Source organism: Allobosea caraganae, assembly GCF_003351345.1.
Lineage (GTDB): Bacteria > Pseudomonadota > Alphaproteobacteria > Rhizobiales > Beijerinckiaceae > Allobosea > Allobosea caraganae.
On the sequence record NZ_QQTO01000012.1, the window covers coordinates 70,404 to 82,314 of the forward strand.

Below are 11,911 nucleotides of genomic sequence, written 5' to 3' on the forward strand. Positions count from 1 at the left end.
AGCGAACTCAGCGGTAGAAGCCGCCCTCGTAGCGGTCGCGGCTGAGGTTGCCGACGCTGCCTCCGCCGACGAAGACGCCGCGGATTTCGCCCAGGCCGGTGGTGCCGCGCGCCTCGACATAGCCGAGCGCCCGCGCCGAGGAGCCGAAGGAGGAACCACGGCTGTTATAGGAGCGCTTGCCGAACTCGGCCCGGACCTGGCCGCCGGCGCGCACGCACAGCGTCGAACCCTCGACCTTGACGAAGCCCGGCCCGTATTCCGGGCAGGCGCGCGCGGCCTGCTGCTGCTTCAGGGCAGCGGGCAGTCTGGACTTGGCCAGCGCGTCGCCATGACCGGGAATGGGCTGGCCGATCGACTGCGCAGCCGCGGGCGCGGCAACGGCGAGCGCGGCGAGGAGGCACAGGGCGAAGCGCGGCATCAGCAAAATCCTCCAACGAAGCAGCGTTAGCACATCGGCATCATGCCGCTAAACCGCAAGCGCGGCAAAGCCATGGCGGCAAGATCGTGATCGGCAGAACTCTGGAGCCTGCTGCAATCAAGCGAAAACGTCTCCGCGTCATCCCGGATAAGCGGCGAAGCAGCGCCGCTCCGGGATGACGGCGTTCGCTTCTGGCAAGTCACAGCATGCTCCAGCTAAACGAAAAACCCCGGCCTTGCGGCCGGGGCTCTCGAGTTGGCCGGTAACCCGGCGGGTCGCTCTCTTCAGAGCTGATTGGCCGCGCGGGCGCGGATCAGGAAATTGTCGAAGGTATATTCGGCGATCTGGAACCAGAGATACTCGTCGCCGCGGAAGGCCGACATCGCCTCGTAGATCTTCTTGAAGTCGGGGTTCTTGGCCGAGGTCTCGGCATAGACCTCCTTGGAGGCCTTGAGGCAGGCCTCGAGGATCTCCTGCGAGAACGGCCGCAATTGCGCGCCGCCGCCGACGAGGCGCTTCAGCGCCGCCGGGTTGCGGGCGTCGTACTTGGCGGTCATGTCGACATTGGCGAGCGCAGCCGCCGTGGTCAGGATCGACTTGTAGGTCTTGGGCAGGCTGTCCCATTTGGCGGTGTTGATGAAGAAGTGCAGCGAGGCGCCGCCCTCCCACCAGCCGGGATAATAGTAGTAGGGCGCGACCTTGTTGAAGCCGAGCTTCTCGTCATCGGCCGGCCCGACCCATTCGGCCGCGTCGATCGTGCCCTTCTCCAGCGCCGGGTAGATGTCGCCGCCGCCGATCTGCTGCGGCACGACGCCGAGCTTGCTCAACACCTGGCCGGCGAAGCCGCCGATGCGCATCTTGATGCCCTGGAGGTCGGCCGCCGTCTTGATCTCCTTGCGGAACCAGCCGCCCATCTGGCAGCCCGTATTCCCGCCCGGAATCGCGTAGATGTTGTGCTTCTTGTAGAACTCGTTGAGCAGCTCGTTGCCGCCACCATGATAGAACCAGGCGTTCTGCTGGCGGGCGTTGAGGCCGAACGGCACCGCGGTGCCGAAGGCGAAGGTCGGGTCCTTGCCGACATAGTAATACGACGCGGTATGGCACATCTCGACCGTGCCGTTGGTGACAGCGTCGGAAGCCTGCAGGGCGGGGACGATCTCGCCCGCTGCGAAGACCTGGATCTGGAACTTGCCGTCGGTCGCCTCGGAGACCGCCTTGGAGAGCACTTCCGAAGCGCCGTAGATCGTATCGAGCGATTTCGGGAAGGATGAGGTGACGCGCCATTTCACCTCGGGATAGCTTTGCGCGATGGCCGGGCTCGCAATCACCCCGGCGGCGGCGGCCCCTGTGCCTGCCACCTTCAAGAACTGACGACGCTTCATCTGGACTGCCCCTCCCAGAGCCGATGGCGCGCCGGTTGATCCGGCTTGGCGCCTCCCCGTCACAAGAAAAACAGGTCCGTCATACAGCGCAAGAGGAAATGCATGCCCCCTATGCATAATTTGCAAGAATCTAGACTTTAGATGTAGCCGGCGAACCAAAATCGCCTTGGCAGCGCGCCATTAGAGCTTTCCAGTCAAGAAAAAGCCCGGCTTGCGCCGGGCTTTCATTTGGCTCGACCGGCGCCTGAGCGCCGATTTTCATCCGACTCAGCGGGCGCGCGAACGCACCTGGAAGACGTCGAAGGTGAGTTCGGCGACCTGCCACCAGAGATACTGGTCGGAGCGGAAGGCGGTCATCGAGTCGATCGCCTTCTTGAAGTCGGGGTTCTTGGCCGAGATCTCGCTGTAGAGCTCGTTCGAGGCCTTGAGGCAGGCTTCGAGCACGTCCTGCGGGAACGGACGCAGCTGCGTGCCGGCGCCGACGAGGCGCTTCAGCGCGGACGGGTTCTGGACGTCGTATTTCGCCGCCATCTGGGTGTTGGCATAGGTGCAGGCGGCGGTCAGCGCGGCCTGATAGGCCTTCGGCAGCGAGTTCCACTTCTCGAGGTTGACGAAAGCGTGGACGCAGGGACCGCCTTCCCAGAAGCCCGGATAGTAGTAGTACGGCGCGACCTTGGCGAAGCCGAGCTTCTCGTCGTCGTAGGGGCCGACCCATTCGGCGCCGTCGATCGTGCCCTTCTCGAGCGCCGGGTAGATGTCGCCGCCGCCGAGCTGCTGCGGCACGACGCCGAGCTTCTGCAGGACCGAGCCGGCGATGCCGCCGATGCGCATCTTCAGGCCCTGGAGATCGGCGACCGTCTTGATCTCCTTGCGGAACCAGCCACCCATCTGCGCGCCGGTATTTCCGCAGGGCAGGCCGTAGATGTTGAACTTCTTGTAGAACTCGTTGAACAGCTCGTTGCCGCCGCCCTGGAACAGCCAGGCATTCTGCTGGCGGGCATTGAGGCCGAACGGCACCGAGGCCGAGATCGCGAAGGTCGGGTCCTTGCCGACGTAGTAGTACGAGACGGTGTGGGCCATCTCGATGGTGCCGTTGGTCACCGCGTCGGCCGCCTGCAGGGCGGGGACGATCTCGCCGGCGGCGAAGACCTGGATCTGGAACTTTCCGTCGGTCAGGTCGGAGACCATCTTGGCCATGACCTCGGCGCCGCCATAGATGGTGTCGAGCGACTTGGGGAAGCTGGAGGCGAGACGCCACTTCACCTCGGGATTGGACTGGGCGACGGCGGGCATGGCGACCGCGGACGCGGCTGCTCCGGCCGTGGCGGCCTGGATAAACTGACGGCGCTTCATAGGGGCATCTCCTCAGACTTCAGCAGAACGATGCGCAGACGGGTTTCTCCCCATCCTGCGACGTTTCAGGACAATGGTGGCGGGCTGCGACGATCAGCAAGGCCGAGGATGTTGTTCTTTGGTGCAACGTGTACCGGCCACGATCTCAATACTTGCGCGATTCCGCGCTCTTCTCCCTAGACGTCATGCGACCGTCGACCAGCGCTCCAGGCTCGACAATTGCGCCTGAGGCATGGCACGGCTGCACCCAAAGCGCATGATACTTTTCGCGGGCGCGGTCAACCTCGCGCGCGACAGCTTTTTCCCATGACGCATTTTCTTTACGCGAACCGGTAGCCACTTCGCTTGAAAATGCTCTAGATCGCCGTGCGTCCTATCGGACGCAATGTGGCGATCTAGGCCTTTGTTATTGCATCGGATCTTTCCGAAAATCGGATTCCACTTTTCGGTCCAATGCTCTAGCACCGGCCAAAGACGAAAGGCGTAGCGATGGATCAGGACAAGCTGGCGAAGCTGAGGGCGCGCTATGCCGATGCGAGCGGCGCCGACATCCATGACCCGCGCTTCGCCAAGGTCGCGGCCGACCAGTTCAAGGGCGACAAGCGGAAATGGCCCTTCGCCGACGTCGCGACCTTCATCAACGCGCCCTACCGGCCGGATGCGCTGGGCCAGCCCGGCCTCGGCGGGCTCGACGTCGCGATCATCGGCCTGCCGATGGATCTCGGCGTCACCAACCGCGCCGGCACGCGGCTGGGGCCGCGCGCTGTCAGAGCCGTCGAGCGCATGGGACCGATGGACCATGTCAACGGCACCGCCCCCTTCGGCATGGTCAAGGCGGCCGATATCGGCGACGTGCCGTTCCGCTCGCGCTATTCGCTGGAGAGCTGCCACGAGGATATCGAGGCGACCTTCAAGACCATCGTGAAGGCCGGCGTCTCGCCGCTCGCGGTCGGCGGCGACCATTCGATCACCTACCCGATCCTGAAGGCGGTCGGCGAGAAGCGCCCGGTCGGCATGGTGCATATCGACGCCCATTGCGACACGTCCGGCCCCTATGAGGGTTCGAAATTCCACCATGGCGGGCCGTTCCGGCAGGCGGTGCTCGACGGCGTGCTCGATCCCGAGCGCGTCATCCAGATCGGCATCCGCGGCGGCGCCGAGTATCTCTGGGAGTTCTCCTACGAGTCCGGCATGACCGTGATCCATGCCGACGAGGTCGATCGGATGGGGTTGGATGCCGTCATCGCCAAGGCGCTCGCCGTGATCGGCGACGGGCCGACCTATGTCTCCTTCGACGTCGACTCGCTCGACCCGGCGTTTGCGCCCGGCACCGGCACGCCGGAAGTCGGCGGCCTGACGCCGCGCGAGGCGCTCGCCATCCTGCGCGGGCTGAAGGGCCGCGACATCGTCGCCGCCGACGTGGTCGAGGTCGCGCCGCAATATGACGCGACGACCAACACGGCCCAATGCGCGGCGCAGGTGCTGTTCACCGAGCTCTGCCTGATCGCCGAAGCGCGCGCCGCCGGTAAGGGAAGGCCGTGAAGCGCAAGCCGCTCAGCCTCGACGCGATCGACCGCAGGATCATCGCGATCCTGCGCAACGAGGGCCGCATCACCAACCAGGCTCTGTCCGAGCGGGTCGGCCTCTCCGCCCGCCCCTGCCTGGAGCGCGTGCGCAAGCTGGAGGCGTCCGGCCTGATCCTCGGCTATGGCGCCAGGCTCGCGCCGGAGCTCGCCGGGCACGCCATCGTCGCCTTCGCCCAGATCTCGCTGCGCGACCATTCGGTCGGGCGGCGCGAGCGCGTGGAGAGGGTGCTGCGCGCCGCGCCGGATGTGGCCGAGGTCCAGGTCGTCAGCGGCGAGGCCGATTATTTGGCGCGCATCGTCGCCGGCTCGCTCGCCGAATACGAGGAGCTGACCGGCGCCTGGCTCGCCGACCCGCAGCTCGGCGTCGCCAAGATCAGCACGACCTTCGCGCTCAAGGCGCTGAAGGAGTTCGAGGGTTATCCTCTGGCGGAGGAGTAAAGCATCGGACCGAAAAGTGGAATCCGGTTTTCGGAAAAATCCGATGCAATGACAAAAGCCTAGATCGCCACTTTGCGTCCGATAGGACGCACGGCGATCGAGCGCCGCTCAGCGCCGCGCCAGCCAGATCACATGCCGTGCGCCGCTGCGGCCCTTGTTCGCCCGCACCATGACTTCCTCGACCGCGAAGCCGGCCCGGCGCAGGCGCTGGGTGAAGCGGCGGTCGGGACCTTGCGACCAGACCGCGAGGATGCCGCCCGGGCGCAGCGCCGCCTTCGCCTGACCCAGGCCGCCGTCGTCGTAGAGCGCGTCATTGGCCGCGATGGTCATGGCCTCCGGGCCGTTATCGACGTCGAGCAGGACCGCGTCATAGGCGCCGGGCGCGGCCCGGATCACGCCCGCGACATCCGCCACCGTGATGGTGACGCGCGGATCGTCCAGGCAGTCCCCGAAAACGACGGCCATCGGCCCCCGCGCCCAGGCGACGACGGCAGGCATGAGCTCGGCGATCTCGATCCGCGCGTCAGTGCCCCAGGCGGCGAGCGCGGCGCGCAAGGTGAAGCCCATGCCGAGCCCGCCGATCAGGATGCGCGGCTTCGGCCTCTCGCTGAGCCGCTCGCGGACCAGCGTCGCCAGCGCCTCCTCGGAGCCGCTGAGGCGGCTGTTCATCAGCTCGTTCGTGCCGAGCATGATCGAGAATTCGCTGCCACGCTGCTTCAGGCGCAATTCTCCGCTGCCATCCGGCAGCTTGGCGGTGTCGAGCAGCGACCACGGGATCAACGGGCTATTCTCCTGCGAGGGGCAGCCAGCCTATAGACCGCGCGGGGCGGCGCTTCGAGTGCGCAATTTCACTGCGGAGCGGCCGACCCAGCCCAATCCTGCTGCCATGACGACAGAATCGGCCGAGCGAAGCGCGTTTCACCGCCCTCTCCGGCTGCAGCCTCGCGCCTACCCTGCCCCCTTGCGAGGGAGAGTAGCCATGAACGCCATCGAGCTCGAACGTCAGGTCTGCGCCGCCAACTACGCGCCGCTGCCGATCATGCTCTCGCATGGCGAGGGCGTCTGGCTCACCGATGTCGCCGGCGTGAAGCGGCTGGACATGATGAGCGGCTATTCCGCCGTCAGCCTCGGCCATGGCCATCCGCGCATCCTCAAAGTGCTGAGCGAGCAGGCGCGCAAGCTCACCGTCACCAGCCGCGCCTTCCATAGCGAGCCGCTCGGACCGTTCCTGGCCAAGCTCTGCGCCGTCTCCGGCCAGGAGATGGCGCTGCCGATGAATACCGGTGCCGAAGCTGTCGAGACCGCGATCAAGGCTGCCAGGCGCTGGGGCTACCGGGTCAAGGGCATCGCAGACGGCAAGGCCGAGATCATCGTGGCAGACGGCAATTTCCACGGCCGGACCACGACGATCGTCGGCTTCTCCTCGGACGAGGGCTATCGCGACGGCTTCGGCCCATTCACGCCCGGCTTCGTCAACGTGCCCTTCGGCGATGCAGCCGCGGTCGAAGCCGCGATCACGCCGAACACGGCGGCGATCATGATCGAGCCGATTCAGGGCGAGGCCGGCATCGTCGTGCCGCCCATGGGCTATCTCAAGCGCCTGCGCGACCTCTGCGACGCCAACAACGTCCTGCTCATCCTCGACGAGGTCCAGTCCGGCCTCGGCCGCACCGGGCGCTGGTTCGCGCATGAGCATGAGGGCATCCGGCCGGATGGTCTGATCGTCGGCAAGGCGCTCGGCGGCGGGGTCTATCCGGTCTCGGCCTTCCTCGCCTCGCGCGACGTGATGCGGCTGTTCGAGCCCGGCTCGCATGGCTCGACCTTCGGCGGCAATGCGCTGGCGGCAGCGATCGGGCTCGAGGCCCTGAACATCATCGAGGAGGAGCGGCTGGTCGAGCGCTCGGCCGAGCACGGCGCATACATGAAGCGCCGCCTCGCGGCGATGACGCAGGGTCTAGCGCGCGATGTCCGCGGCGCGGGCCTGTGGGTCGGCGTCGATCTCGACCCCAGCGCCGCTTCGGCAAAGACGGTCGTCAGCGCGCTGGCCGGCGCCGGCGTGCTGACTAAGGAGACGCATGAGACCGTGATCCGCTTCGCGCCGCCGCTGACGATCAGCCGGGCCGAGCTCGACTGGGGGCTCGACTGCTGCGAGGCGGTTTTCGCGAGCTTTGCCGGGCGCGCCGGAGCGGCAGCCGCCTGAAGGCGGCACGCTCCACAGATTCGCGCGCTCGGTTCAGAGCCCAGACCATGCGGAAATAATCAATAAAACCATAGAGTTGCACTGCCGGTTCTTTAAGCGCCCCCGCTTAGAAAAGCTGCATGCCCCCACTTGCGGGCAAGGCACCGGATCGCCCAATCTGTGGGCACAAGCCGGACACGGGAACTCGAAACGCCCGACCGGTCGAACCTGTGGGAGGTACCATGAAAGGTTTCGTTCGTTTGATCGCCGGCGCGGCCCTGGCCGCGGCATCCTTCGCGGCGCTGGGCTCGACGGCCGCGCTCGCCCAGCAGAAGGAATGGAAGGAGATCCGGATCGGCACCGAAGGCGCCTATCCGCCCTTCAACAACCTCAACGCCAAGAAAGAGCTCGAAGGCTTCGAGATCGACTACGCCAACATGCTTTGCGAGAAGATGAAGGTGAAGTGCACCTGGGTGGTGCAGGATTGGGACGGCATCATCCCGGCGCTGCTCGCCAATAAATACGACATCATCATCGCCGGCATGAACGCCACCGACGAGCGCAAGAAGCGGGTCGACTTCACCTCGGTCTACACCAAGACGCCGATCTGGGCGATCAGCGCCAAGTCGGCCTCGACCGACATCTCGCCCGCCGCCCTGAAGGGCAAGGCGGTCGGCACGCAAGGCGGGACCATCCACGCCAACTTCCTCGAGAAGTACTACAAGGACTCCAACATCCGCCTCTATCCGACCCAGGAAGAGGCCAATCTCGACCTGCTCAACGGGCGCCTCGACTACATCATCGCCGACTCGCTGGCGCTGCAGGACTTCCTCGACGGCAAAGGCAAGGATTGCTGCCAGAAGGCCGGCGAAGTGACGCGCGATCCGGCGATCCACGGCCCCGGCGTCGGCGGCGCGGTGCGCAAGGAGGACACCGCCCTGAAGGAGATGTTCAGCAAGGCGATCGCCGAATCGCTGGCTGATGGCTCCTACAAGAAGATCCAGGGCAAGTGGTTCAAGATCGACTTGATGTGACGGTCATCCGGCCGGGGCGGCGCTGCGCCGCCCCGGTTTTCCTTCGATAATCAGCGGCGACCCAACGCCGTTCGCTCAGCACGCCAGGGGGCGGCATGCTCGACAAGTTCGCATTGCTCGGCTTCGGCGACGGCGGCTGGGGCGCCGCGCTGCTCCAGGGCGCCTTCACCACCATCTCGATCGCGCTCGCGACCCTGCCCTTCGGCCTGATGCTCGGGTTGATCGTCGCGCTCGGCAAGCGCTCCGAGAACATCGTCCTGCGGGCGCTGGCGACGGCCTACACCACCGTGTTCCGCGGCGTGCCGGAGTTGCTGACGCTCTACATCATCTATTTCGGCATCCAGATTTTGGTGCAGCAGGTCTTCCACTCCTTCAGCATCCCGCCTTTCGTCGCCGGCATGGTGGCGCTGGGCGTCGTGCTCTCGGCCTTTTCCAGCGAGGTCTGGGTCGGCGCGCTGAACGCGATCCAGAAGGGCCAGCGCGAGGCCGCTTCGGCGCTCGGCCTGAGCAAGGCGCAGGCCTTCCGCCTTATCGTCTTCCCGCAATTGATGCGCGTAGCTTTGCCCGGCCTCGGCAATAACTGGATGGTGCTGCTGAAGGAGACCTCGCTGGTCTCGGTCATCACGCTGCAGGACATCATGTTCATCACCACCCGCGCCAATGTGGTGACCAAGGAGCCGTTCCTGTTCTTCGGCGCGGCGATGCTGCTCTACCTGATCTTCTCGCTGATCTCGGCCTGGGGCGTCGGCAGGCTAGAGGCCCGGGCCAACCGCGGTTACGCCGCCTTCGGCGGAGCGACGCGATGAACTGGTGCGACTATCCCGGCTACTGGGTCGGCAGCGAGGTCCTGCAGAACTACGGCTGCCGGATGGCGGGCGGGTTGTGGATCACCTTCGAGCTCGTCGCGATCTCGGTCGTGCTCGGCTTCGCGCTGGCGCTCGGACTTGCCGTAGCCCGGCTCTACGGGCCGAAATGGGCGCAGGCCGCGATCAACGGCTACACGACGCTGTTCCGCGGCACGCCGCTGCTGTGCCAGCTCTTCCTGGTCTATTACGGGCTCGGCCAGTTCCGCCTGTTCTGGCAGGATGTCGGCCTGTGGTGGTTCTTCCGCGAGCCGTTCTATTGCGCGCTGCTGACCTTCACGATCAACACCGCCGCCTACCAGGCCGAGATCCTGCGCGGCGCGATCCAGTCGATCCCGCGCGGGCAGTTCGAGGGCGCATTGGCGCTCGGCCTGCACCGCTGGGCGACGCTGCGCCACGTCGTCATGCCGCAAGCGATGATCCTGGCGCTGCGCCCGCTCGGCAACGAGCTGATCGTGATGATCAAGTCGAGCGCCGTCGCCTCGCTGGTGACGCTGATCGACCTGATGGGCGCGACGAAGCTCGCCTTCTCGCGCTCCTTCGACATCTCGATCTATCTCTACGCCGCGCTGATCTACCTCGTGCTGGTCGAGGTGATCCGGCAGGTCTGGGACAAGCTGGAGCTGCGGCTGACGCGGCACATCGCCTTGCGATAATGCAAACGCCACCGACGCGGCTTGCATACTAGTATGTCATATTTTTCTCAGGCGGCCAGTACCCTTGCCGTATGGGAATGCCGTATCTTCTCCCGCCGCATTGAGCGGGAGGGGTCTATGCGTCTCTACGGTCAGCGGGTCTTCGTCGAAGACCTCAAATCGGCGCGGCAATTCTATCACGAGGTCCTCGGGCTCTCGATCGATTGGGAAGATGCCGATGCAATCGGCTTCGACATCGGCGCGACGCTGATCATCGAGGCCGTCGGCGACACCGACGAGGGGGACGAGGGCGGAACGCTGGTCGGCCGCTTCGTCGGCTGCTCGCTCGCGGTCAACGATATCGAGGCGAGCTATCGCAGCCTGGTCGAGAAGGGCGTCACCTTCTCGGGCCCGCCGGAGCGGCAGCATTGGGGCGGCGTGCTCGCCTATTTCCGCGATCCGTACGGGAACGTACTGACCCTGCTCGGCGAGTAGCGCCCGCACGCCCCCTTCTCCCGCAAGAGGTGAAGGATAGGCACGCGCCCGCCGTACTTCCCTCTCGCGCGCCCGCGCGCTACAGCCGCTGCGCAATTCCAAAGCCAGCAGCGGAGCGTAGCATGGCCAAAGTCGCCTTCCTCGGTCTCGGCGTCATGGGTTATCCCATGGCCGGACATCTCAAGGCCAAGGGCCATGACGTCACGGTCTACAACCGCAATCCGAGCAAGGCGCAGGCCTGGGTGGCGCAGCATGGCGGCGTCTCGTCGCCCACACCGGCCGACGCGGCCAAGGGCCAGGAGATCGTGTTCTGCTGCGTCGGCAACGACGACGACCTGCGCGCGGTGACCACGGCCGAGAACGGCGCCTTCTCCGGCATGGAGAAGGGCGCTGTGTTCGTCGACCACACCACGGCCTCGGCCAATGTCGCGCGCGAGCTCGAAGCGGCGGCGAAGGCGGCCGGCTTCGGCTTCATCGACGCGCCGGTCTCGGGCGGCCAGGCCGGCGCCGAGAACGGCGTGCTGACCGTGATGTGCGGCGGCGAGGCCGGGACCTATGCCAAGGTCGAGCCGGTGATCGCGAGCTTCGCCCGGATGTGCAAGCTGATGGGCCCGGCCGGCTCCGGCCAGCTCACCAAGATGGTCAACCAGATCTGCATCGCCGGCACCGTCCAGGGCCTGTCCGAGGGCATCCACTTCGCCAAGCGCTCCGGGCTCGACGTCGAGGCGATGCTCGAGGTGATCTCGAAGGGCGCCGCCGGCTCCTGGCAGATGGACAACCGCGGCAAGACCATGAACATCGGCAAGTTCGACTACGGCTTCGCCGTCGACTGGATGCGCAAGGACCTCGGCATCGTGCTCGACGAAGCCCGCCGCAACGGCGCGCAGCTGCCGGTCACGGCGCTGGTCGACCAGTTCTATGCCGAAGTGCAGAAGCTGGGCGGGCAGCGCTGGGACACGTCGAGCCTGATCGCGCGACTGGAAGAGTGACATTACGTCAGGCGCTATACAATCCAGCCTGAGCATTGGCCAAGTATATGCCGTTGCGATAGCCGGCTCATTAGGCCGGCGGAGTTGCGCAGCTGATGGAATGATGCGAATTCTTCTCCCGCGGGCCATTCTCGGGGGAGGAAAACATGCCATCGACAAGACTAGGGCTGGCAGCCGCACTGCTGCTGGCGGCCTCGGCTCCGGCCTCCGCACTCGACAGGACGGTCAAAAGCGGCGCCGAGCAGATGATCGGCATTCACGGCACTATCAGCAATCAAACCTGCGAGTCGGGAGGCGGGCTGCCGACGCTGACCGAGAGACCTGCTCATGGCAGCGTCGAATTCCGGTCGCAGATGTTTCGGGTCACGAATACGAGCTCCCAGTGCCATGGCCGGCCGTATCGGGGCTATGGCATCTACTATCGCTCGCATCCGGGGTTCCGCGGCATCGACCGCGCGGTGATCTCGACGTTTGTGTTCAACGGCCGCACCGATGTGAGGACCGACCACACCGTGAATATCAGGGTGCAATAGCGCTCC

13 protein-coding genes are annotated in these 11,911 nt (G+C 65.7%); 9 read left to right on the forward strand and 4 right to left on the reverse strand.

Annotated features, from left to right (window positions below):
- Nucleotides 1–7: 7 nt before the first annotated feature.
- From DWF00_RS05900 to DWF00_RS05910, 3 genes are all read right to left on the reverse strand, one after another.
- A complete protein-coding gene (locus DWF00_RS05900) occupies nucleotides 8–418 on the reverse strand; it encodes a hypothetical protein (RefSeq protein ID WP_114830508.1) in 411 nt (136 codons plus the stop codon).
- Nucleotides 419–702: 284 nt separating this feature from the next.
- Nucleotides 703–1,800 (reverse strand): TRAP transporter substrate-binding protein, encoded by a 1,098-nt coding sequence (locus DWF00_RS05905; protein WP_114830509.1) that lies wholly within the window; start codon nucleotides 1,798–1,800, stop codon nucleotides 703–705.
- Nucleotides 1,801–2,067: 267 nt separating this feature from the next.
- Nucleotides 2,068–3,153, reverse strand: coding sequence for a TRAP transporter substrate-binding protein (locus tag DWF00_RS05910; protein ID WP_114830510.1), 1,086 nt, complete (start codon nucleotides 3,151–3,153; stop codon nucleotides 2,068–2,070).
- A 489-nt stretch (nucleotides 3,154–3,642) separates the two neighbouring features.
- Here DWF00_RS05910 and speB point away from each other — a divergent pair, with 489 nt between their 5' ends.
- Nucleotides 3,643–4,695 carry an agmatinase gene (speB, locus tag DWF00_RS05915; RefSeq protein ID WP_114830511.1) on the forward strand — a complete coding sequence of 351 codons (1,053 nt, stop codon included), beginning with the start codon at nucleotides 3,643–3,645 and terminating at the stop codon, nucleotides 4,693–4,695.
- Nucleotides 4,692–5,177 (forward strand): Lrp/AsnC family transcriptional regulator, encoded by a 486-nt coding sequence (locus tag DWF00_RS05920; protein WP_114830512.1) that lies wholly within the window; start codon nucleotides 4,692–4,694, stop codon nucleotides 5,175–5,177. The genes speB and DWF00_RS05920 overlap by 4 nt, the downstream gene beginning before the upstream one ends.
- 108 nt (nucleotides 5,178–5,285) lie before the next feature.
- Here DWF00_RS05920 and DWF00_RS05925 read toward each other — a convergent pair whose 3' ends face one another.
- On the reverse strand, nucleotides 5,286–5,957 hold the full coding sequence (locus tag DWF00_RS05925; RefSeq protein ID WP_114830513.1) for a spermidine synthase: 672 nt from the start codon (nucleotides 5,955–5,957) through the stop codon (nucleotides 5,286–5,288).
- Nucleotides 5,958–6,156: 199 nt separating this feature from the next.
- Between DWF00_RS05925 and rocD the strand changes: the two genes are divergently transcribed.
- The 7 genes from rocD (at nucleotide 6,157) to DWF00_RS05960 (ending at nucleotide 11,905) form a co-directional block, all read left to right on the forward strand.
- The gene (rocD, locus tag DWF00_RS05930; RefSeq protein WP_114830514.1) at nucleotides 6,157–7,377 is read left to right on the forward strand and encodes an ornithine--oxo-acid transaminase; all 1,221 of its coding nucleotides are present in this window, start codon (nucleotides 6,157–6,159) and stop codon (nucleotides 7,375–7,377) included.
- A 221-nt stretch (nucleotides 7,378–7,598) separates the two neighbouring features.
- A complete protein-coding gene (locus DWF00_RS05935) occupies nucleotides 7,599–8,390 on the forward strand; it encodes a transporter substrate-binding domain-containing protein (protein WP_114830515.1) in 792 nt (263 codons plus the stop codon).
- Nucleotides 8,391–8,485: 95 nt separating this feature from the next.
- A complete protein-coding gene (locus tag DWF00_RS05940) occupies nucleotides 8,486–9,196 on the forward strand; it encodes an ABC transporter permease (RefSeq protein WP_114830516.1) in 711 nt (236 codons plus the stop codon).
- Nucleotides 9,193–9,909: an ABC transporter permease gene (locus tag DWF00_RS05945; RefSeq protein WP_114830517.1), complete on the forward strand. Its 717-nt coding sequence runs from the start codon at nucleotides 9,193–9,195 to the stop codon at nucleotides 9,907–9,909. Before DWF00_RS05940 ends, DWF00_RS05945 begins: the two co-directional genes overlap by 4 nt.
- A gap of 117 nt (nucleotides 9,910–10,026) precedes the next feature.
- Nucleotides 10,027–10,383 carry a VOC family protein gene (locus DWF00_RS05950; protein ID WP_114830518.1) on the forward strand — a complete coding sequence of 119 codons (357 nt, stop codon included), beginning with the start codon at nucleotides 10,027–10,029 and terminating at the stop codon, nucleotides 10,381–10,383.
- 122 nt (nucleotides 10,384–10,505) lie between these two features.
- Entirely contained in the window at nucleotides 10,506–11,372 is an 867-nt protein-coding gene (locus DWF00_RS05955; protein ID WP_114830519.1) for an NAD(P)-dependent oxidoreductase, read from the forward strand.
- Nucleotides 11,373–11,518: 146 nt separating this feature from the next.
- The gene (locus DWF00_RS05960) at nucleotides 11,519–11,905 is read left to right on the forward strand and encodes a hypothetical protein (RefSeq protein ID WP_114830520.1); all 387 of its coding nucleotides are present in this window, start codon (nucleotides 11,519–11,521) and stop codon (nucleotides 11,903–11,905) included.
- The last annotated feature ends 6 nt before the right edge of the window (nucleotides 11,906–11,911 follow it).